Below are 19,291 nucleotides of genomic sequence, written 5' to 3'. Positions count from 1 at the left end.
GCCCATTATGCCGGAGCGCACCCGGCATAATGGGCGGCGCATGGGGAGGGATGGAGCGGGTAACGGGAATTGGGCGTTATCAGGTAAGTGCTGCGAGGCGCTTCTTGGCTGGTGTCAGTGCCGACGCAGTGCGCCCCGTAGCGAGACGGACTATCTCGTCCAAGCGGCCGGTGATCGAGACGGTTACGCCGCGACCGGATGGGTGTGGCGTGAGGACGATGCGATCGATCAGGGAGCGAAGACGGGGCACCGCCTCTAGGCGACTAGCGTCGTTCTCGCCGAGCGCGTCGTTCAGGGCCGCCACCTGTCGGCGATAGTCGTCGGCTAGGCCGGGGTGGAGGGCGATGACCGGTAAGGCGTCCAGATCCGCGAGCTGCGCCGCCAACGAGTCTCGATCGGCGCGGGCCTTCGCCAGCACTTCGCGAATCTCGCGGAAGTCGTCGGCGCCGCAGGCGACCGCCTCGATCAGGCGATCGACACGGCGCACAGCTTCCTCGTGGCGGCGCTCCATCTTGGCTCGCTCGCGTGTCGTCACCTGGGCGCGGCGCGCGTTTTCGACATGCCAAGCACGGACGTAGGAGGCGACCAGATCAGGGTGCAACAGCTCGTCCTGCAGACCGGCAAGCACCCGCTTCTCGAATTGCTGATTCGAGATCGAGCGGCCGTTCTCGCAGCCACGCCCGTCGCGGTACCGACCGCAACCCCACTGATCGCGGTTGTATTTGACCCAGCCGCCACCGCAGACGCCGCATTGACCCAAGCCTGACAGCAGATGCTTCGGCCGGCGTGTCTTGTCGAAGGGAATGCCCTGCAGGCGTTCTCTCATCGCCTGCGCGCTCGCCCAGAGAGCATCGTCGATGATGCGAAGGATGGGCACTTGCTCAACAACCCAATCCTTTTCAGGATTCGGCCGGATGACGGACCGCCTGGTCACGGGGTTCGCGATCTTGCTCGTGCGGTTGACGATCAGCTCGCCGATATAGAGGCGATTGTTGAGCATGCCGTTCTGGCGCTTCCGATCCCCTGAAATCGTCGTCGTGCGCCAAGTCTGACCTCGGGGCGCGGGCACACCCTCTGCGTTCAAGCGGGCGGCGATGGCCTTCGGGCTTTGGCCGCTGGCATACTCGGTGAAGATCCGCACCACTATCGCCGCCTGATCAGCGTCGATGGCCCGCAGGCCACGGATCAGCTCGCCCCGTTCGTCGAGCCGGTTGGCTCGGCTGTAGCCGTAGGCGATGCCGGCGGCAGCGCGGCCCTGCTGCACGGCGCCGCGCTGACCACGCTTCACGCGGGCGCCCAGGTCCTTCCGGAACCGTGCGTCCATCAGACCCTTGATGGTGCCGGTGATGTCATCGACCTCACCGTCCATCAGGGTGAAGATGCGAGCGCCTGCGAATTGGATGCGCTCGCGGATCGCAAAGGCGTCCCCTTGGTGCCGCGCGATGCGGTCTGTCGATTCCGTCAAAATCTGATCGATCCCGCCGGCATCGATCGCGGCGAGCATGGCGTTCAGGCCGGGACGTTGCGCCTCGCCGATCCCGGCCGCGCCGCTGATCGCATAGTCGGTAAATACGTCGACAATCGTCCACCCCTCGCGGTCCGCTCGTTCCCGGCAGACCGCGATCTGATCCTCAATCGACCGGCTGTTCTGCAGCTGGCTTGAGTAGCGGGCGTAGACGACGGTCCGCACGGCGCGGTTCCTTTGCAACAACCGACCGCTTTTGCGCGTCGGCATACCTTCTGGCAACATCGGCGCGGGCGAGCGCCTCCACGAAGGCGATCAGCTCGGGCGGCGGGGGCGCACGACTAGCCACCGGCGAACCGATCGAGGTCGTTGCCCCACACGTCCCAGCCCCCGCGCCGCTGGCGGGCGAACAGCTCGGCGTAGGGGCCGGCGTAGAGGCGCTGGACGTCGGCGTGCAGCTGGTCGGACTTGCGGCTGTGTTCGCGTACCGGCGCCTCGATCAGGTTGCGGATCGAGCGGGAGGTGACGCGCGGCTTGCCGATCGTGCCGACGAGGTAGAATTCGGCGGCCGAGCGGAAGACGTAGCCGGTGCCGAACGTCCACTTCCCGCCGCCTTTGGACCGTTTCGCCCAGGCGCCGGCGCTCTTGAAGGTGAAGCCCCATGCACGCATCAGCTCGATCGCGCGGTCGAGCAGCGGCGCCGTCGCCCACATGACAAGGGCGCAGTCGGGCGCGGCGAGGCGCGCGACGGGGAGCGCGGCCAGCTCGGCGATCGACATGCACGCATAGTGTGCGCTCGGGTTCTTCTTCTCGCCGGCCGTCGTGCGGTTGAGGAAGCGCCACGGTGGATCGGCGAGGATGACGCCATAGCGGCCGGGCGTCAGGCCAGCGAATGGCCAGCCGGCGGACGGTGCCGGCGCGAGCGGTGCGACGTCGGGCAAGGCGACCGGCTGGCGAGTCCGGTCGCCAAGATCGTCGGCGAATAGCTCCAAGGTGCCGGCACGATCGATGCGGCGGAGGGACGCGGTGCGGCGAGCGTTGGCGCTGTGGTGATCGCGATCATAGGCGAGGTGGCAGCGCTGGCACCAAGCGCGCAGCTCGTCGTCGCCCGATCGTTCGGGCTGATGGGTAGTGTGGCCGACGGTCAGAACGACGGTCGAGCGGGTGACGCTGTGCGGCTCGCCGTGTCGCTCTGGGCAGCGGCCGGCGTGATCGTGGCCGCATTCGCCCTGACATTCGCATCGACCGCCGGCGCGTTCGAAGCGGATGCGGCGGCTGATCTCCGGCCAATCCGCGGGATAACGGGCGAGGTTCTCGGGCGCGATCGGCATCAATCACCCTTTCCCGAGATGGCGGCTTCTATATCGAATTGCCGCTCGTCCGCTTCCTCCCGTCCGTAGCGGACGGCCAACACTACGTCGCACCACGTTAGGTGCTTGGTAGCGTCATGGTGGCGGGCAGCCGTGCCTTGGGCCTGCCCGCCAAACCAACGTGCATCGGGGCCATGGCAAACAAAGCATCCGGCCTGCACAATACGGCGGGTGATCGTCTGCCGCATCATGCGGCGTGCCGCCGGCGCGCGCGGTGGGCGTCGTAGCGTTCGCGGTAGAGCAGGTTCTGCAGGCGGATGCTTTCGGCCTCGGTCAGCGCGCGGGTGCGGCTGATCGCGTCGATGCGGGCGATCTCCTCGCCGCGCAGGGCGATGCGGTCGATGACGGGGCGGTACATCAGCGGTTCCCCTGGGCTTTGATGCTGGCGATCAGGATCACGATGGTGATGGGCGCACAGAGGATCGCGACGACGATGATCGCAGCGATCTTGAGGCGCGGGTGACGGGGGGCGGGCGCGGGTGTCATGCTGCGGCTCTCCAAAGGGTGGCGGACGGCACCGTGCGCGCGCGATCGGCCGCGGCGCGGTCGCGCAGCTCAATCGTCATGTCGGCGAGGAACCGGGGGGACGGATGGACGTCTTCGGACGCGATCAGCACGTCGACGGCGTCGGCGATCTCGCCGAGCAGATCGTCGTAGGGCGCGGCTTGCGCCGCGGCGCGGGCGTGGCGGGCGAAGGCGGCGAGCGTGTCGCGGCGTTCGTCGGCGGTCGAGCCGCCCTGTGCCGGATCGTCCAGCCACGGCTGATGCGGCTGCACCATCGCGATCAGCCACCAGTCGGTGGCGATGGCGCAGCTGATGCGCAGCGCGTTGCGCGCGACGTGCAGTTTCAGCGTGCCGGCCGCGATCAGGTCGGGGTAGCCGACGACGCGCTGATGATGGAGGTGGCCCGCGACCCAGGCAAGCTGGCGGCGATCGAAGCGGGGCTGCATCACAGCATCCCCAGCGAGATCATGTAGGTTTCGAGCAGCGCTGCGTTTTCCTGAAATTCCTCCTTCTTGAGCTTCCGGATTTTCAGGATGTCGCGCATCACCTTGTCGCTCCACCCGCGGCCCCTGGCCTCGGCGAAGACGTCCCGGCGATCGTCCTGCATGCCCTCGATCTCCTGATCGATGCGCTCGACGCGTTCGAGCAGGACGCGCAGCTCGTCAGCGGCCTGATTGCCGCCCGTGACCATCGGGTCGGGCACATGACGCGTTCGCGCCTTGGCGCCGCGCTTTGGCGGCACGTAGGGTGTGGGAACCAGGCGAGTTTCCCCGCCGGCACCGCGCACGCTGCGCAGGGTGAGCATGGTCATGCCCCCACCCCGATCGCGCGGGCTTCGTCGCGCAGCTCGCGCCACACGCGGAAGGTGGGGACGGCGCGAGGCATATCGGTGCAGATCGAACAGGCCGCGCCGTCGAGCGAGCAGAGGCCGTCGTCATGCGTGCAGGGGTCGGCGGCCGAGCAGCCGCAGCCGGTGCAGACGCGGGGGTGACGATCGGCGGGTTCGTCGGCGAGCTGGTGGTAGACGTCCGCATCGAGTGGGAAGATGCCGCCTAGGACGTCGATGATCGGCCGATACTTTGCACGGGCGCCGGGCAGCTCAAGCTGCTCGATCAACGTCAACGCCTGGGCCATGCAGTCGAACAGGCGGCGCGGGCGCCGGCCCCCGGCGAAGCGCCGAATCTGAATATCGTACAGGCGCCGGGCAACCTGCATTCGCGACAGGCCGGCGGCCTCGCGGCGCAGGGTGAGATAGCGATCGGCCGTCATGATCGTGGCGACAGCGTCGGATAGGCCGGTGCGACGAGACGGGATGCAGGCGTGCAACATGGTGGCTCCTTTCAGCGGGCGGGGGCGGCGGGTTGGTGGTCGGGGTTGCGGAAGACCCAGCAATTCACCGTCTTTTCGGTGAGGCGGCTGTTGGTGGCCTTCACGTCGACGAACTTGCGTCGCTTGCTGGTCTTGAGCAGGCGTTTCAGCTCGTTGGTGGAACAGGGCAGGCGCAGGCCGGCGTCGGCGCAGCGCTTCTCGAAATCGACCAAGCTGATCGCGTGGACGTCGGGGACGCGGCTGTGGTCGATGGCGCCGGCCTGGGCGGTGGCCGGGTGATTGAGATAGTCGAACCGCTCCCAGAACCACTCGACGTGCGGGTGATCGGTTTCCACCGCGCGCTGGCGCTCTTCGAGCATGGTGGTGATGAAGTCGTGCGCGCGGCCGACCTGATCGTCGGTGAGGTTGCGCACGACGATCCGCATGGCGTCGAGCATCGCGGCTAGCTGGGCGTGGTTCTTGGCGAGTCGCCCGTTGCGGATCGCCTTGTTGGCGAGCATCCGGGCTTCGTGGTGCTTGAACGCCTCGCGGTAGGTGGCGAGAATGTCGTCCTCGCGCCGGACGACGTGGACGATGAAGCCCGACACGTCCCCGACGTCGATCCGCGCGAGCTGCTCGCCCGCCGTCTTGCCGGCGACGCTGAACAGGCTCTTGTCGAAGTGGATCGCCATGATGCGCTCGCGCAGCGCCGGCGACGCTTCGACCGTGTCGTTCTGGGCGACGACGATCGCGCCGCGGAATGGCGGTTCGAACGTCTCCATGCCGCCGTTGGCGATGGCGCGGGTACGGACGGCGCGACCGTTGTAGGCGGTCTTCAGCTCGTCCCATTCGAACTTGCGGCCGTGGGGGGTATCCTGTCCGCGATCGGCCTCGATCAGCACGACGGGGAGGTTGCCGACTGACCCCAATGTGCGGGCGATACCGGCGTTGGTCGCCTTGGTCGGATCGAACCCCTCGTAATTGGAGCGGCCGAGCAGCTTCCACAGGAATTCGAGCAGTGTCGTCTTGCCGGTGCCGGGCAGGCCCGTCATTTCGAGGAAGGCGAGGCTATCCTGTTCGGCGCGGATGTGATCGGCGAAGAGCGACAGCGTCCAGAAGGCGAGGGCGACGATGCCCTTCACCCCGTAGGCGGTGACGAGCGGCGGCACCCAGGCGAGGTTGAGCCGGTCCGGTTCGTAGGTGATGCGCAGCAGCCGGTCGGTAGTGCGCAGCTTGACCGACTGCTTTCCCAGGACGAAATATTCGTCCTCGTTCGGCTCGTGGACCCGGCCGCGGTGTACGGCGATGTCGCCGAAGATCCACGCGCCGTGTTCCTTGGAATAGCCGGTGTGCTGGATCGCCTCGACCATGCGCAGCGCGCCCCATTGGAGCTGCATCAGGCGGTCGATCTGGAATTGTGACCCGGTCCACTGCGCGCCAGCCGCGATCGAGGCGAGGCGCTTCTTGAACTCGCCGTTCGTGCTGCAGGCGGACCCGGAGAAGGTCGCCTTGACGGTGTGGCGGCCCTTCGGGAAATCGATACGGAGGAAATAGGCGCCCTCTTCGATGTTCGGGTCGCGCTGAAAATAGAGGGTGCGGAAGACGCAGTTTGCGACTTCGTCAATGTCGACGGCCTGTTCCGCAGCCAGGTCCAGCCGCTCCTGCGGCGACATGTCCTTGATGTGGTCGAATTCGGGGTCGTTGCTGTCGTTCCACATCTGCTGGATCTGGTTGATCCGCTCGACGGAGAAGCTCGCCCATAGCTGCTTGCCGGCGAAGGTGAGGGGGAAGGAGGCGTAATGCTCCTTCCGGTAGATCAGCATCGCCTTTTCGGTGGCGCTGGCGGCGATTGTGACGTCGCCATTCCACAGGTAGCCGGCGAGATCCTCGGCGCCGAGCTGGTGCGCCTGATGCAGGTCGTTCCAGTCGTGCTTGTCACCCTCGCCATCGGGCCGGACCTGCGCGGCGCCGCATTCGAATCCTGCCTCGCGTGCCTTCTTGACGAATTCACGGGTGTAACGGACGCCGGCCGCGCCGACGTCATAGGCGAAGACGAGGCGCGGCGCGGAGCGGTTGGCATCGGCAGCGGCCTTGCGCAGCTCGTCGAGCGCGGTGGCCGGATAGTTGTTGCACGACAGGGTGCTGACGGCGATCGCGCCACGATCGCGGAAGGCGCTGGACTGATTGAGCGCGATGGCGTCGAAGATGCCCTCCGCGATCCAGACCTCTTCGGCTGCGGCGAGCGCCGCCATGGTGTGCGCCGGCATCGCCCACCACAGGCCGGTGTATTTGCATCCCCAGGCGAAGACGGCCTTCTTCTTACCGAACCGCGCGGGCTGATCGATCAGCCGTTCCCAATAGGTGTTGGGCGCGCCAGGCAGTGGGAAGCGCACGGTCGCCGAACTGATGTTGCGGTCGCGGTCGTGATAGACCTCCTGCGTGTAGCAGCCGCGCAGGCCCATGAGGTCGAAGCCGCGTGCGTGCTGCAGATAAGCATCGGCAGCAGCGTGCGGATTGGCTGGCGTCTGGACGTGGCGCTTCGACCAGTCGTCGAAGATCTCGGGATAGAGCGGCTTGACCGGGAACGTCTCGCCACAGCGGTTCTCGCGGCCACAGCGCAGGACGAAGGGCTTGTCCGCCCAGGTGAACAGCTCGCGCTTCTGGCAGGCGGGGCACTTCCCCTCCTGCAGATAGCGGCCCTTCTCCTTGAAGCCGTAATCCGACTTCAATTTGGCGAGGACCTCACGGAGAATATCGGGTTGCACGGGCGGGGCGATCTTTCGAGGCAAGCGGGTGGCGTTGCCGGAAGCGGGGGCTTTCGGCGGGCATCATGCGGAGCAGGGGCAGTGCGCGGCGCGGACGCCGCGGGGATCAGGTCATGGGCGGGGCGAGTGTCGCGCCGATCGTCGCGGCGATGTCGCCGTCGTCGTTGGCAGGCGAGCACGGGGCTTCGAGTGGCGGGCTATCGTCGTTCGCGGGTTTTGCGGGTGCGCCGCGCCACTCACCGAACGGTAGGCGCACGGCCGGATTCGGCTTCGCCGCGGGTCGGATGGTGCGGATGATCGAAAGCTGCGCAACAAAGGTGTGGCCACAGTCGATATTGTCGCAGGCCATGTGCAGGTCACGAACAAGATCGGTGACCTGTACGCTGGTGCGGACGATGCTTTTGGACGTGCAATGCGGGCATTGAATGCCGGGCATGCGGACGAGTTTCTTATTTGCCATGATGGCCCCCGGTATTCCCCGCGATCGACCCCGAGCCGGCCGGAAGGAATGGCGTGAGCCGCTTCAACAGCCGCTGTCCCGCGGCAATGAGCTGCCCGACCTCGGCGGACGCGCGGAGCGTCGACAGCGGCGAGGCATTCGAATGGGTGATCGCGATCGTGGCAGCGATGGCCTCGCCGCTCTCCGTGGCGACCTCCGCAATCGCCTCGACAAGCGCACGGCGGCACGCGTCCTGTGGTTCGCGCGCGGCTTGAAGGAGGAAGGCGTAGGCGTCGCCGAACGGAGTACCCTCGCCGCCTGCCGCCTGATAAGCGGCGTCGTAGGCGAGCGCCTGGGCAATGGTTGGTGTCGCGGCCGCGTCGTCCTGCGACCAGTATCGCACGGCGCGGGTCGTGCGTCGTGCCATCTGCGCGCAGGTCGGCCAGCCGAGGACACCTGCGACACGAGTCATGGCGGCGGGAAAGGTGAGAGGCGCGCGGAGCTGGGTCACTGGCCCGCGCTCCGCTTCATTACGGCGGGCAGATCGAATTGGTCGGCAAAAGGTGACGCCGCTACTTCCGAGTCATCGGTCCGGACGCCCTGATGGAGGACGTCAACCGGATAGATGTCGGGACGCAGCAAATGACGCGACACACCGCTTTCGGCTTCGATCGTGATGACATGCTCGGCGGGCAGTCGCTTGCCGCTCTGGAGCCATTTCCAGACGGCCGTCTGTGAAACGCCACAGAGGCGCGCGTAGGCAGACTGCGAGCCGATCGCCTCGACTGATGCCTTCAGCGCTTCGAATGGGGTGGTCCGCGTGTTCATGACAACCAGCTACAACCCGAGTTGTTGCTGTGTCAACATCTACATTTCCGTATCCGAAATAAACTTTAGTTGTAGGTGTTCGGAATGATCGTGATGGAGCGCTTGGCCGCGCAGATGCGGCACCTAGGCCTTAGCCAAGCGGAGCTGGCACGACGGGTGGGTATTTCGCAGCAGGCAATCGGCAAGCTTGTAAACGGTTCGTCGCGCAGCACCCCGAACATCGGCAAGATCGCGCAGGTTTTGGAGACGACGCCCGCCTATCTGGTCGGTCAAGTGGATGATCCCCACGAAGGGGCCATGCTACTGCCCACGGATGACGTGATAGCCGATCAGCTCGACCTCGTCGCAATTGACGAAATCGACCTGACGTTCGGCCTGGGCGAAACCTACACCGATCAGGTTCCGATTGAGGTGACCCCACGGCATTTCCCACGGGCATGGCTGGCGGCGCTCACCGACGCTCCGCCGTCCATGTTGGTGTTCGCCCGTGGTCGTGGCGACTCCATGATGCCGACTCTGATCGATGGCGACATCGTTCTGATCGATAAGTCGCAGACTGACTTTCGGCAGCAGGACGTGCTTTGGGCGCTCACTATGGGCGACGCAGCCATGATTAAGCGACTTCGCGTCCGTCCATCCGGTCGGATCGCGATCCTGTCAGACAATGCGACTGTTCCACAAGATGAGGTCATGCCGAGCGACATCAGGATCGTCGGCCGAGTGGTCTTCATTGGGCGCCGGATGTGAGGCAGGGGAGAGTTAAATTGCACAGGCTCGCGCGCATCATTCGCCCCGTGGCAGTGGTGGCATTCACCCTTGCTGCGGGATGCCAACGGCAGACCGTAGAAGATGGGAACGCCGGTGTGGCTGCTCGACAACCTAAGGTTAGGATTGTGACGGCTAACGATGTGGCCGATGCATTTAAAACTGCGGGCTTGCCGGTGGTCAACGTAGTCACAGTCACCGAGAAGTCCGACGACAACCACCTGCTCGGACGACCGGGCCAGTACACTAGCAAGATATTCTTCTACGACAATCGCCATCAAAAGTCTAAGATCGAAGGTGACGAACAAGGCGAAAACACGATTGAGGTGTTTCCAACTGCAATCGGTGCACAGCGTAGACGTGAATACGTTGAACGGGTGTCGAGTGGCATACCCTCTCTAACGCAATATCAATATACCAAGGGGCCGGTCCTTGTTCGGCTAGATCATGTTCTGCTGCCGCTGGAGGCTAAGCAATACGAAGCTGCTTTGGCGAAAATGGCCATCGGGTCGTAAAGCGCGCTACGCTGCTTCAAGGCTCAGTTTCGTAGTGAACCCAACGTCGCCGATGCTGTGTTGCACCTCGCTCACTATCCAGCCGATCGCATCGATCGCCGTTTTGTAGCCGATGACAGTCGCTTTCTGCTCGGGCGCAATATCGGGACGGCCGAGCAGCGTCAGTGACAGCGACACGGGTTCACGACCGGCCTTTGCCTGGGCGGCATTGGCGGCGTGTTGGGCGGCTTCTTCAGTGGGATACACCCGCGCGAGCTTCTTCGCGCCATCAACCTTGCCGGCGACGAACGTCTGCCGCTTGCCGGCGTTACGATCGTGCCACGTCGCGGCCACGCCGGGGACGTCATCGCGTTTCTGACGCGTGAATTGGTGAGCATCGCCCTGCCGCCGGCGGATGGTCAGAGCGGGTAGTGCCTTGCCGCTTGCAGTCGTGCCGGCGCCGATCGGCGAGAGGATCAGCGCGCCGCTTGCCACCTTGGCCACAGCGTCGTGTTCGCGGCCGATCCGGCGGATGAAGGCGAGGTCGCTTTCGCGGCTCTGAGCGGCGGTCGCGATGGGGATCGATGCGAGCGCGGAGGCGCAGCGGGGTTTGACGTGCAGGCGACCGGCGATCTGGGCGACGATCGCGCCGAGTGTTGTGTCGTGATACGTCCTCTCGCGGCGCGTCTTGCCGTCGCCGGCGAAATCTGCGGCACGGGCCTTGATCGTGATCGCGTCTGGCGGCCCGGCGTGGCTGACCTCGTCGACGATGAACCGGCCCTTGTCGACCAGGCCGACCGTAACGTCGCTGCCTGCCTTCCACCCGATCTGCAATTGCAGCGTCGCGCCGGTGACGGGCAGATCGAGCGCGCCGTCCGTATCGTCGAGGACGATGTCGAGCTGATCGGCCTCCCCACCGCGCTTTTCCGACAGGCCGATCGAGATGAGGCGGGGGCGGACCTTGTCGGTGATGTCGAGCAGCTGCAGGGCCTCGTCGAACAGGGTGCCGCGCAGGTCGGTGCCGCCCATGGTCAGACGGAAGTCGGGGATGTTGTTCATGCGCGCACCTCGTCATCGACGCGCAGCAGATTGAGGGTGAAGTCGATTCGCAGCGGCGTGCCGTCGGCCAGCAGGTGCTTGTAGCCTTCGTCGATGGTCTGAATGACGAAGGCGCCGTAGACGCGGCCGGTGCCGTCGACCAACGGCCATGCATCGCCGCTTGCCGCCATGGTGCGCAGCTCGTCGAGTGAGGCGATGCCGTCGCTCAATTCGGCAAAGGCGGTCCCACTGATTGCGATCGTCTCTTCGCCAGGGCCGACGTATTGGGTCGCATCGCGCGCGCCGATCCGCGGCGACGTGGCGTGCTTCCAAGACGCGCGTCGCTGCACCTCGTCATGTGCGAGCGTCGGGATGGCGAAGATGAACATGCCGATCGAGAGCAGCATCAGAAATCGTCCCGATCAGCGTAGGAGCCGCGGTTGCTTGATTGTCCCGCCATGGCCTTCGCCACCTCGCGCGCGACAGCCTGCGCGAGCGTCTGTTCGTTCTGACCAGGCGCACCATGGACGTGGATCGTGATCGGGGTCGGGGCGGCGGATCGCGATGCCTGCGCCTCCCCCCTCCCACCAGCGCGCGCGCCCGCCGCGCCCGCCGGTGCGGCGACGCCTGCGACGAGCGTGCCGGCTGCTATCGCTGACGTCATGCGGCGCGAGAGGCCATGGAGGCGGGCGACCGGCTGCCGTTCGCCATCCGCGATCCCGTTCGACAGGCCATCCATGAGGTAGCCCCCTAGACTCGCAAACACGCGCGAGGGGGAATGGATACCCATGACGCTCTTGAAGATGCGGATCGCACCCTGCGCGATGCCGCGGATGCGCGCGAACACGATGTTGGGATCAAGTCCGCCGAGCAGCCCGCGCAGGATCATCATGCCGGCGCTCTTGAGCATCGCGACGCCGGTGGTCGACAGCCAGTTGCCGGCCGCGATGAAGCTGTTGCGGATGCCGCCCCAGAAGGCGAACCATGCAGCCGTGATCTCTCCCCAGTGGTTCCACGCTGCGAAGAACAGTGCGACGGCGCCAGCGATGGCGAGCACCACGCCGATGATGGGCGCGAGGCCGATCGACGCCACGCCGCCTGCGACGCCCATGGCAACCAGACCAGCGTTCACGATCGCGATCGGCCCCATGATGCCGGCGAGTGCAATGGCGCCGGCGCCGAATACGACAAAAAGCGCGGCAAGTCCTGCCGCGCCGATAGCCGCATATTTCGCGAGCACAGGATGTCGCTGCGCCGCGCGGCCGATTGACTCGGCAAATGCCGTCGCCCGAACGGTCACGGCGTTGACGGTGGGCAGGAGCATGCTGCCAAGGGTGATGCCCAGCGCTTTGGCATTGATAGCCAGCTGCTTCGACTGCTCGGCCGAATCCTTCATGCGCTCGGCGAAGTCGCGATCGGTCGTGCCGCTCGCACCGGCCGCGCTCGCCCGAATGCGGCGATATTCTTCCATGTTCTGGATGAGGGGGCGCAGGCCTTGCTGCACCTGTGCGTCCTCGAACAAGAAGCCGATCTTGCCGAGATCCCCATTGGTTGCCTTGCTCGTCAATTCGGCGATGGCCTCCAGCGGCGTCTTACCCTCGGCATAGGCCTTCTTCAGCGCTTTGGGCAGGTCGATGCCGAATTTGGAGAAAGCCTTGATCGTCGCGGGTGAGGCGATCTTCTGGATGATGTTCGAAACGTTGGTCGCCGCGGTGGCGCTGTCACCCGCGCCCTTGCGCGCGATCTGCAGCGCGGCCGACAGGTCGGCGACCGCGCCAATGCCCGTCTGTCCGAGCGCCTGGTAGCCGGCTGTGAGGGCCGGAAATGCGCCAGCCATGTCCTTGATCTCGAAGGCGCCATCCTTGCCTGCCCTCGCCATGACGTCGATCACTCGCGCGGTCTGTTCGACCGGGACCTTAAGATTGTCGTTGGCGGCAAACGCTGCGGCTGACAGGTCCGCAATCTCCGCCTTGTAGGCGGTCGCGGCGCGGCCGATCGGCCGCATCATGGCGACCGCCTTATCCGTACCGAGGCCGAACCCCGCGAGGGTGTCGACGCCCTCCTGCAGGGCATCGGGAAGCTGATTGGCGGCCTTAGCGGCGCCGAGCAGTTCCTTCCCGAGCTGCACCGCCTTCACGCGCGGCATATCCGCCTTCTGCGCGATCGTCGTCATGGTCGATTCGTATTCCTGCGCCGCTTTCACGCCGGCCCAGATTCCCGATCCCATGGCAACGCCTGTTCCGATCGCTGCGGCGCCACTCGCGGCCATGTTCGCTGCCATGCCCTGCACGCGTGCGAACCGCTCGCGCGCGGCCGAGGCGCGGCGTTCGCGATCCGCCAGCTCTCGGACGCGGCGGCTTTGTTCCTCGATCTCGCGGTTCGCGCCGGCTGCCTGGGTGCGCAGTTCGCGTTCGTGGCGGGCGAGGTCGCTCGTGGCGATGCCGGCAGCGCGCAGACGCTCGCGCATATCGCGCAGCTGGATCGATTCCTGTTGATGCTGGCGCGTCAGCCGTTCCGCCTCTGCCTTCGCCTTGGCGAATTCGCGCGTCATGGCCCGCGTGGGCGAGGCGGTTTGGCCGATCTCACGCCCCAGCGCGGTGGCCCTCGCCTGGGCGGCGCGCATCGCGGCGCTAGACGACTGCATACCCGCCTTGAGCTGGCGGAAGCCGGCAAGGTCGGCCTGCGCACGCTCGATCTCCTTGAGGCGGTCACGCGTGGCCTTCAGCGCCTGAGCGGTTCGCGTAGATCCTGCCGCCATGTCGCGAAGGGGGCGGGTGACGCGGTCGCCCGCTTCGAGCAGCATGCGGATGCGCAGGTTACGATCGGCCATGTCGTCAGCTTTCCGGGTGGTGGCGTTTCGCCGCCTTGCTTCGCCAGCCCATCAGCTCGGACAGGCTCATCGGGTTCATGGCGGACGGCATCCATCCGAAGACGGTCGCGAGGTCCGCCATCGCCTCCTCTACGTCGTTGGGGAGACCGCCTCCTTCGCGGCTTTCGGCAGCAAAAAATCCATGACCTCGCCGCCAAGCTGCATAAAGTCGGACGGTGCCAGACGCGCGATGTCGGCCTTGTGCAGGATCGGCATGGTGATACGCGGGAGAACGGTTTCAAGCGCGCCGTAATCGAGCTGCGACAGCGCCATCAGCGTGACGCCGCGCAGCTCGCCGGCGTTAGGCGTGCGGATCTGTACGGTGGTGATCGGCTCGGCTTCTCCGCGCGTGAGAGGGACGTCGAGTGTGACGGTGCGCACGATAGCAGTGCTGGCGAGCGCGGCAGCGACAGTGGCGGTCATGGTGGGCGCTTTCGGTTTGATGCCTGGGGGGCGCCGGCGGGTCGATCCCGACGGCGGTAGGGCAGGGGACGTCAGTAAAGGCCGATGGCGGCGCGGATCTCGGCGCGGCGATCGACGCCATCGACGATCAGCGTGCCGGCGAGGACGTCGATCTCGATGAGGGTCACGCCGTTCCAGACGAGCTTGTAGTAGGCGATGGCGGTCTTGACCTTGAATTCGCCGGCCTCGCCGATCTTCTGCTCGCCCATGTCGATTTCTTCGTGCCGGCCGCGGATTTCGACCTCGACGGAATCGACCGCGCCGGTATCGTCCTGCTGATAGGCGCAGGCGAAGCGCAGGCCGACGCCGGTCGCGCTGGTGACGCCGTACTGCGCGAGGACGTCGCGCATGGGGCCGCCGAGCGTCCATTCGGCTTCCAGCGGCTCGGCACCGAGATCGACCTTGATGGGGCGATCCATGCCGCCGCCCCGCCAGTCTTCGAGTTTGCGGGTCAATTTGGGCAGGGTGAAGCTCTCGACCGCGCCGATGTAGGCGAGGCCGGCGTTGAAGAGCATCAGGTCCTTGAGCTTGCGGGGCATCCCCATGACGTGTTCCTTCGGTGTGAGGGGGCTGGCGGCGGTCAGCCGTTGGCGACGAGAGTGGCGAAGTCGGCGAGGAATTCGTCGCTGATCTCCTGCTCCAGCCCGAGGCCCTCCAACGGGGGAACGGGCGTGTAGCGGTAGCTGATGACGAGCTGCCCGGCCTTCAGGCTGGCGACGGGGTTCTTGTCGGCAGCGAATTCCGCCCGCGCCCCGAGGATGATGCCGGCGCGGGCGAGGGCGCGGAATTTCTCGTTAATCTCTTCTACGATCGCCTTGGCGAGGCCGGGAGTGAGGGGCTTGTCGGCCGCCCAAACGAGACCGGCGACGATGCTGTCGCCGAGGATCTGCGCGGTGCGCGTTGCCGATTCGAACGTGAAGTCGCTCGCCGGGTCCGCGCAGGTGCGGTTGCCCCAGAAGCGCAGCTCGCCGTTGATGCGGACGATCGTCGCCACCTGAGCGGCGCTGAGGATGGCGGCGTCGCAATCCGGATCGGAGATGTCGAAGCCGACGTCCTTGGTTATGCCGTCGACGCCCGCCAGCGGCACGTTGGACAGGGTCTTGTGCCACCCCTGCGTCTGATCGATCGCGGCGCGCAGGCCGAGCGCGTGCGCCACGGCGAAGCTGGCGACGTCGGCGCCGTTCGCGCCCAGCGGCATGGTAAGATCGGGCCAGATCAGCATCAGCTCGCGCTGGGTGAAGCCTTCGCGGTAGGCCGCGACGGCAATGCGATCAGCGCCGATCGCGGCGGCATAGGCCATGGCGCGCAGCCGCTTGGCGACGGTGGCGAGGGCGGTCGCGACGTCTTCCGTATCAAGACCGGGCGCGCCGATGATGCGGGGTCGCATGCCGATCTGCCCTTCGGCCGCGAGCAGCGCCTGCATGCCCGTCTTCACACCATCGACGTCGGTGCCGATTACTGCCGCCTCGGTTGCCGCTGCGTCGGCGCCGGGCGCGACGCGGACGACGACGACGGGAGCGCGCACCTGGGCGGCGATGGCCTGCAGCGCACTCTTGAGGGTGCCAGTCGCGCCAGCTGCGGCGATGGCGTCGGCGAGGACCGTCACCTTAACGGGCGTGTTGAGCGGGAACACCGCAGCATCCGCCGCGGGGGCGGTCGCGACGAGGCCGATGACAGCCGTCGCGACAGTCGCGATCGTCCGCTTGGAGCTGGCGACCTCAGTCACCTTGATACCGTGGAACATAGGCAATCCTTTCAGACGAGCGCGCGACGCGCGGTGACAGGGGTGGAGACGCTGAAGCTTGCGGCCGGGCCGGCGGTATCGGTGCGGCGGCCTGTGACGATCAGGCGGGCGGTGCCGGGCGCCTCGCCGCTTTCGAGAGCAACCCGCGCTATCCTTGCCCGGCGTTCCTGTCGGTAAAGCGCTAGCGCTGCTGCGGCGAACACTCGGATGCGGGTGGCATCGTTGAGCGGCTGATCGAGCAGCTCGGGGATGCGCGACCCATAGTCGCGGCGCCCGACGCGTGTACCGACGGGCGTGCCGAGGATGTCGCCGATCGACTGGCGGAGGTGATCGGCGCCCTCGCAGGGTTTTCCGGAGGAGCGGTCCATGCCGATCATTGCGGTGGTCCGGAGACCGCGGCGCCGGCCTGCACCTTCGTGTGGACGTGATCTTTGAGGCTCTTGCCCCCACCGACAACGTCCTGGTCTGCCGTGATCGTCTTTGTCGAACGGATCTCTCCCTCGACCGACAGATCGCCCTTCAACGAGGCGCCACCATCGGCGACGATCGCGATCTTGGCACCGGCCGGTAATGTAACCGTCAGTGTGTGACCTGCAGGATCGTAGCCGATGGCCGCGCCATCTTCGAAAACGATCCGCGTGGAACCGTCGTCCGCGGGGTGGGGGTTGGCGTCCGAACGAAGCGACCCGGTGACGATTGCGCGCAGCGTGTCGCCCTCCGGCGCGACCACGAGAACCTGTTCGCCGATGCTAGGCGGTGCCCATATGCGTGTCTTGCCCAGGCGGCTGGCGGCCCATGGGATTGGGCCGGTGATGAAGTCGTCCGCGAGCCGAACACGACATTTACCGGCGCCAAGGTCGATGCTTTCAATCAAACCCTCGCGAAGGATGTCGCCAATGAGGCGCTGAATGTCAGTCGGATCGGCCATGTCGATCCGACCATGCGCGGCCGTTGCAGGAGTGCGAGGGGGTGCTCTTGTAGAGACGCTCTCTACAAGAGCCCGCTATCAGCAGTCGCGCTGAATACCGGTCGCCTTTGCCAGCACTGCCTGCAGGTCGATCGCCTCCAGCTCCACTCGGATCTCGGGCGTCGGAGCATTGGCGACGGCCCGCTCGAGGCTATCAATGGCGCGCTGCAAATTATCGAGGAAGGCCTTCATGTCACGCTACTCCTTATCGGCGGCCCCAGTCGGCGCGCCGCAGCTGTGCCGGACAGAACCGGCCCTCGCCCTGCTTCACCAGCATGCCTACCGATGCGTAGACTGCGGTCGGGGCGGTGATCTTGACCGCGCCCCTGACGTAGCGCCACCCACCGGGTGCGGCGCTTGCCACCGGGATCGCCTCGACCTCCGTCCCGGCGATATCGTATAGGAAAAGCGCAAGCAGCGCGTCCGCGGCCGAGACATTGCGTAGCCATGCTTCGACGAGGAAGCGGTCACCCGGCCCCACGCGATCAGCCTTGGCCTTGAGATCTGCCAGCGCCGGGGCCTTGCTGGACGGCCCGTCCGGTCCTGCGGTAAATGGCCCGGCAGTGGCGAAGCCGCCTTCGCCATTGGCGATCGCGGTGAAGATAGACGAGGCGAACGCGCCAGTCGGCACGTCGGCCGACTGACCGTATCCCCCGCTTCCATACGAAATGAAGGGGTAGTGACCCTCGGTCGTATAGCCCTTCCGGTCAATTTCGCGCCGATCGAGCAGATCCGGGCTCTCGGTATCGAGATGGTAGACGTCTGCGGAATCAAGGCCATTGGGCATCCACCGCGTGCCGCGGAGGATGATCCTCTGCTGGCTATCGAGCGCAAGTTGCGCCCAATCGTCGATCTTCGAATTGATGATCTGAAATTCGATCGGCGGGGCGCCGGCATTAGCGATCAGCGGCTGAGCGGAGAAACTGCCGGTGCCGGGGTTCCGCTCCATCTTGTGGTCGACGATGGTGACCCGCGCCGAAGTGGCTGCGTCGATCGGGACGGTAAAGCCAGGGGTGAGCGATTGCGTATTGAGCGTCCGGCCGCCGTGGATCAGCAGGTAACCTGCCTTCACTTCGACCGGGACCGACAGCTCGGCGATGACGCCGTAGATGTGAACGACGCCCCCGGAAACGCGCGCGGCAACGCCGAGCGGGTCGATCGTATTCTGCAGCTCGCCGCCATAGATCATCAGGTGCCCGGCCATGGCCTCGAAGCAGCGATTGACACTGCTGTCGAAGCCGTCCGGCGGGCCGAGCTGCGCCCATTCCTCCGCATGCGCGACCAGATGCGCGCCGTACAGATTGATGAAGCCGTTTTCGTGATTGACGATGATCGGCACCTCAACGCCGCGAGGGCGATAGCCGAATATGTTGTTCTCGGACTGAGCATAATAGGTGCTGATCTCGCCCGGCATCTCGCCATAGATGATCCCGACCTTGGCGTAGTGAATGTCGAGGCCATAAATGTCGTTATGTTGCGACGCTTCACCAGCATTGTACCACCAAAGTCCGCAGCTATAATTCGGATTGAAATTGCAGTTGATTTTCACGCCGTATAGGCGCGTGTGCACTCCACCGAACTTGAGTACGCAATCGGTGGGGACAGTGGCCCCGCCTACCAGCTCGGCCTTGTGAAAGAACCAATGCGTCTCGCAACGGCCGGTGTGGAGCGTGGTGACCAGGTAGCGCCCTTCGGGAAAGGTCAGCGATCCGCCGTTGCGAGTGGCGTCGATCGCCGCCTGGATCGCGGCGGTGTCATCTGTGACACCGTCTCCGACCGCGCCGAAGTCCTTGACGCTGACGATATCGCCGAGCTTCGCATCGATCCGGCGACGGATCGATCGAGTGAGTCTGCCAAGGAAGGACAGGCTGCGAGCATCCGCCCGGACGAGTGCCCCCATGGTCAGCGGCACGCCGTCGAGCGCGACGATGAAGCCCTGGGCGATCTCGTCATATTGCTCGGACGTCGAATAGTCGCCGACCTGAAAGGTAAAGGTGCCGGCAAGAAGGCCGTCGTCGCTGCCTGATTCGGGCGCGAAGATGTACGACCGGTGGGTGATCGGCGCGGCGGTTAGCTCGGCTTTGGTGACATAGGTGCTGGCTGCTGCGCCGGTGTCACCGCGGTCGCCCTTGTACCAATACTGCAGGTATGGGGTAATAAGCGCGCGGAAAGCCGCCATCGTCGTGCGCTTGGTGTCCTGCCCCTGCACGATCGGCAGATGCTCGTCGCCCGTCAGAGCGTCAGCGACGTCCAATGCGGTGATCTTCGCCATC

At 65.8% G+C, this 19,291-nt stretch carries 24 protein-coding genes; 2 read left to right on the top strand and 22 right to left on the bottom strand.

Translation table 11 applies throughout. From position 1 onward, the window contains the following. Window positions 1–79: 79 nt before the first annotated feature. From SPHME3_RS0113060 to SPHME3_RS20090, 11 genes are all read right to left on the bottom strand, one after another. Window positions 80–1,690 (bottom strand): recombinase family protein, encoded by a 1,611-nt coding sequence (locus SPHME3_RS0113060; protein ID WP_196801619.1) that lies wholly within the window; start codon window positions 1,688–1,690, stop codon window positions 80–82. 116 nt (window positions 1,691–1,806) lie between these two features. Next, window positions 1,807–2,796 carry an MT-A70 family methyltransferase gene (locus SPHME3_RS0113055; RefSeq protein WP_018250809.1) on the bottom strand — a complete coding sequence of 330 codons (990 nt, stop codon included), beginning with the start codon at window positions 2,794–2,796 and terminating at the stop codon, window positions 1,807–1,809. A gap of 226 nt (window positions 2,797–3,022) precedes the next feature. After that, on the bottom strand, window positions 3,023–3,193 hold the full coding sequence (locus SPHME3_RS21080; protein ID WP_018250807.1) for a hypothetical protein: 171 nt from the start codon (window positions 3,191–3,193) through the stop codon (window positions 3,023–3,025). After that, window positions 3,193–3,321, bottom strand: a complete 129-nt coding sequence (locus tag SPHME3_RS21700) for a hypothetical protein (protein ID WP_018250806.1) — start codon at window positions 3,319–3,321, stop codon at window positions 3,193–3,195. The genes SPHME3_RS21080 and SPHME3_RS21700 overlap by 1 nt, the downstream gene beginning before the upstream one ends. Next, complete coding sequence (locus tag SPHME3_RS20110) at window positions 3,318–3,785, bottom strand: hypothetical protein (RefSeq protein WP_018250805.1); 468 nt, start codon at window positions 3,783–3,785, stop codon at window positions 3,318–3,320. Before SPHME3_RS20110 ends, SPHME3_RS21700 begins: the two co-directional genes overlap by 4 nt. Beyond that, entirely contained in the window at window positions 3,785–4,150 is a 366-nt protein-coding gene (locus SPHME3_RS0113035; RefSeq protein WP_018250804.1) for a DUF2312 domain-containing protein, read from the bottom strand. The genes SPHME3_RS20110 and SPHME3_RS0113035 overlap by 1 nt, the downstream gene beginning before the upstream one ends. Next, the gene (locus SPHME3_RS20105; RefSeq protein ID WP_156021370.1) at window positions 4,147–4,668 is read right to left on the bottom strand and encodes a hypothetical protein; all 522 of its coding nucleotides are present in this window, start codon (window positions 4,666–4,668) and stop codon (window positions 4,147–4,149) included. The genes SPHME3_RS0113035 and SPHME3_RS20105 overlap by 4 nt, the downstream gene beginning before the upstream one ends. Window positions 4,669–4,679: 11 nt before the next feature. Then, window positions 4,680–7,412: a toprim domain-containing protein gene (locus tag SPHME3_RS0113025; RefSeq protein WP_018250802.1), complete on the bottom strand. Its 2,733-nt coding sequence runs from the start codon at window positions 7,410–7,412 to the stop codon at window positions 4,680–4,682. A 106-nt stretch (window positions 7,413–7,518) separates the two neighbouring features. After that, a complete protein-coding gene (locus tag SPHME3_RS20100) occupies window positions 7,519–7,848 on the bottom strand; it encodes an ogr/Delta-like zinc finger family protein (RefSeq protein ID WP_018250801.1) in 330 nt (109 codons plus the stop codon). A gap of 13 nt (window positions 7,849–7,861) precedes the next feature. Further along, window positions 7,862–8,362: a hypothetical protein gene (locus SPHME3_RS20095; protein ID WP_156021366.1), complete on the bottom strand. Its 501-nt coding sequence runs from the start codon at window positions 8,360–8,362 to the stop codon at window positions 7,862–7,864. After that, window positions 8,359–8,679 (bottom strand): transcriptional regulator, encoded by a 321-nt coding sequence (locus SPHME3_RS20090; protein WP_018250799.1) that lies wholly within the window; start codon window positions 8,677–8,679, stop codon window positions 8,359–8,361. Before SPHME3_RS20090 ends, SPHME3_RS20095 begins: the two co-directional genes overlap by 4 nt. Before the next feature lie 84 nt (window positions 8,680–8,763). Between SPHME3_RS20090 and SPHME3_RS20720 the strand changes: the two genes are divergently transcribed. Both SPHME3_RS20720 and SPHME3_RS21075 read left to right on the top strand, forming a co-directional pair. Next, window positions 8,764–9,426, top strand: coding sequence for an XRE family transcriptional regulator (locus SPHME3_RS20720; protein WP_018250798.1), 663 nt, complete (start codon window positions 8,764–8,766; stop codon window positions 9,424–9,426). Window positions 9,427–9,443: 17 nt separating this feature from the next. Then, window positions 9,444–9,959, top strand: a complete 516-nt coding sequence (locus SPHME3_RS21075; protein WP_156021364.1) for a hypothetical protein — start codon at window positions 9,444–9,446, stop codon at window positions 9,957–9,959. Between the two features lie 6 nt (window positions 9,960–9,965). On the opposite strand, the gene SPHME3_RS0113000 is transcribed toward SPHME3_RS21075, so the two are convergent. The 11 genes from SPHME3_RS0113000 to SPHME3_RS21695 form a co-directional block, all read right to left on the bottom strand. After that, entirely contained in the window at window positions 9,966–10,997 is a 1,032-nt protein-coding gene (locus SPHME3_RS0113000; protein WP_018250797.1) for a contractile injection system protein, VgrG/Pvc8 family, read from the bottom strand. Continuing rightward, a complete protein-coding gene (locus SPHME3_RS0112995; RefSeq protein ID WP_018250796.1) occupies window positions 10,994–11,383 on the bottom strand; it encodes a phage tail protein in 390 nt (129 codons plus the stop codon). The genes SPHME3_RS0113000 and SPHME3_RS0112995 overlap by 4 nt, the downstream gene beginning before the upstream one ends. Further along, on the bottom strand, window positions 11,383–13,806 hold the full coding sequence (locus tag SPHME3_RS0112990; RefSeq protein WP_018250795.1) for a phage tail tape measure protein: 2,424 nt from the start codon (window positions 13,804–13,806) through the stop codon (window positions 11,383–11,385). Before SPHME3_RS0112990 ends, SPHME3_RS0112995 begins: the two co-directional genes overlap by 1 nt. Window positions 13,807–13,810: 4 nt before the next feature. Beyond that, window positions 13,811–13,927, bottom strand: a complete 117-nt coding sequence (locus SPHME3_RS0112985) for a GpE family phage tail protein (RefSeq protein WP_018250794.1) — start codon at window positions 13,925–13,927, stop codon at window positions 13,811–13,813. An 8-nt stretch (window positions 13,928–13,935) separates the two neighbouring features. Then, window positions 13,936–14,268 (bottom strand): phage tail assembly protein, encoded by a 333-nt coding sequence (locus tag SPHME3_RS0112980; protein WP_018250793.1) that lies wholly within the window; start codon window positions 14,266–14,268, stop codon window positions 13,936–13,938. A gap of 71 nt (window positions 14,269–14,339) precedes the next feature. Beyond that, window positions 14,340–14,852 (bottom strand): phage major tail tube protein, encoded by a 513-nt coding sequence (locus tag SPHME3_RS0112975; protein WP_018250792.1) that lies wholly within the window; start codon window positions 14,850–14,852, stop codon window positions 14,340–14,342. Window positions 14,853–14,887: 35 nt separating this feature from the next. Beyond that, a complete protein-coding gene (locus SPHME3_RS0112970) occupies window positions 14,888–16,051 on the bottom strand; it encodes a phage tail sheath subtilisin-like domain-containing protein (protein WP_018250791.1) in 1,164 nt (387 codons plus the stop codon). Between the two features lie 11 nt (window positions 16,052–16,062). Beyond that, entirely contained in the window at window positions 16,063–16,419 is a 357-nt protein-coding gene (locus tag SPHME3_RS0112965; protein WP_330981718.1) for a GPW/gp25 family protein, read from the bottom strand. Window positions 16,420–16,424: 5 nt separating this feature from the next. Next, entirely contained in the window at window positions 16,425–16,979 is a 555-nt protein-coding gene (locus tag SPHME3_RS0112960; RefSeq protein ID WP_018250789.1) for a phage baseplate assembly protein V, read from the bottom strand. Window positions 16,980–17,057: 78 nt separating this feature from the next. Then, entirely contained in the window at window positions 17,058–17,210 is a 153-nt protein-coding gene (locus tag SPHME3_RS21070) for a hypothetical protein (RefSeq protein ID WP_018250788.1), read from the bottom strand. 13 nt (window positions 17,211–17,223) lie between these two features. Next, entirely contained in the window at window positions 17,224–19,290 is a 2,067-nt protein-coding gene (locus tag SPHME3_RS21695) for a glycosyl hydrolase family 28-related protein (protein WP_018250787.1), read from the bottom strand. Window position 19,291: the final 1 nt, after the last annotated feature.

The sequence above is a fragment of the Sphingomonas melonis DAPP-PG 224 genome, from assembly GCF_000379045.1.
In the GTDB taxonomy this organism is placed as follows: domain Bacteria; phylum Pseudomonadota; class Alphaproteobacteria; order Sphingomonadales; family Sphingomonadaceae; genus Sphingomonas; species Sphingomonas aquatilis.
Note: the sequence above shows the minus strand (reverse complement) of the source record. Positions and strands in the feature narration are given on the sequence as shown.

Excerpts from the sequence above, each read along its gene's own strand:
- SPHME3_RS21700 (WP_018250806.1), bottom strand. The coding sequence starts at position 3,321 with ATGACACCCGCGCCCGCCCCCCGTCACCCGCGCCTCAAGATCGCTGCG.
- SPHME3_RS20720 (WP_018250798.1), top strand. The coding sequence starts at position 8,764 with ATGATCGTGATGGAGCGCTTGGCCGCGCAGATGCGGCACCTAGGCCTT.
- SPHME3_RS21070 (WP_018250788.1), bottom strand. The coding sequence starts at position 17,210 with ATGAAGGCCTTCCTCGATAATTTGCAGCGCGCCATTGATAGCCTCGAG.
- SPHME3_RS20105 (WP_156021370.1), bottom strand. The coding sequence starts at position 4,668 with ATGTTGCACGCCTGCATCCCGTCTCGTCGCACCGGCCTATCCGACGCT.
- SPHME3_RS20100 (WP_018250801.1), bottom strand. The coding sequence starts at position 7,848 with ATGCCCGGCATTCAATGCCCGCATTGCACGTCCAAAAGCATCGTCCGC.
- SPHME3_RS0113055 (WP_018250809.1), bottom strand. The coding sequence starts at position 2,796 with ATGCCGATCGCGCCCGAGAACCTCGCCCGTTATCCCGCGGATTGGCCG.
- SPHME3_RS21695 (WP_018250787.1), bottom strand. The coding sequence starts at position 19,290 with ATGGCGAAGATCACCGCATTGGACGTCGCTGACGCTCTGACGGGCGAC.
- SPHME3_RS0113000 (WP_018250797.1), bottom strand. The coding sequence starts at position 10,997 with ATGAACAACATCCCCGACTTCCGTCTGACCATGGGCGGCACCGACCTG.
- SPHME3_RS0113035 (WP_018250804.1), bottom strand. The coding sequence starts at position 4,150 with ATGACCATGCTCACCCTGCGCAGCGTGCGCGGTGCCGGCGGGGAAACT.
- SPHME3_RS0112960 (WP_018250789.1), bottom strand. The coding sequence starts at position 16,979 with ATGGCCGATCCGACTGACATTCAGCGCCTCATTGGCGACATCCTTCGC.
- SPHME3_RS0112995 (WP_018250796.1), bottom strand. The coding sequence starts at position 11,383 with ATGCTGCTCTCGATCGGCATGTTCATCTTCGCCATCCCGACGCTCGCA.
- SPHME3_RS20090 (WP_018250799.1), bottom strand. The coding sequence starts at position 8,679 with ATGAACACGCGGACCACCCCATTCGAAGCGCTGAAGGCATCAGTCGAG.
- SPHME3_RS20110 (WP_018250805.1), bottom strand. The coding sequence starts at position 3,785 with ATGCAGCCCCGCTTCGATCGCCGCCAGCTTGCCTGGGTCGCGGGCCAC.
- SPHME3_RS0112985 (WP_018250794.1), bottom strand. The coding sequence starts at position 13,927 with ATGGCGGACCTCGCGACCGTCTTCGGATGGATGCCGTCCGCCATGAAC.
- SPHME3_RS0112965 (WP_330981718.1), bottom strand. The coding sequence starts at position 16,419 with ATGGACCGCTCCTCCGGAAAACCCTGCGAGGGCGCCGATCACCTCCGC.
- SPHME3_RS0112970 (WP_018250791.1), bottom strand. The coding sequence starts at position 16,051 with ATGTTCCACGGTATCAAGGTGACTGAGGTCGCCAGCTCCAAGCGGACG.
- SPHME3_RS0112990 (WP_018250795.1), bottom strand. The coding sequence starts at position 13,806 with ATGGCCGATCGTAACCTGCGCATCCGCATGCTGCTCGAAGCGGGCGAC.
- SPHME3_RS0112975 (WP_018250792.1), bottom strand. The coding sequence starts at position 14,852 with ATGGGGATGCCCCGCAAGCTCAAGGACCTGATGCTCTTCAACGCCGGC.
- SPHME3_RS0112980 (WP_018250793.1), bottom strand. The coding sequence starts at position 14,268 with ATGACCGCCACTGTCGCTGCCGCGCTCGCCAGCACTGCTATCGTGCGC.
- SPHME3_RS21080 (WP_018250807.1), bottom strand. The coding sequence starts at position 3,193 with ATGTACCGCCCCGTCATCGACCGCATCGCCCTGCGCGGCGAGGAGATC.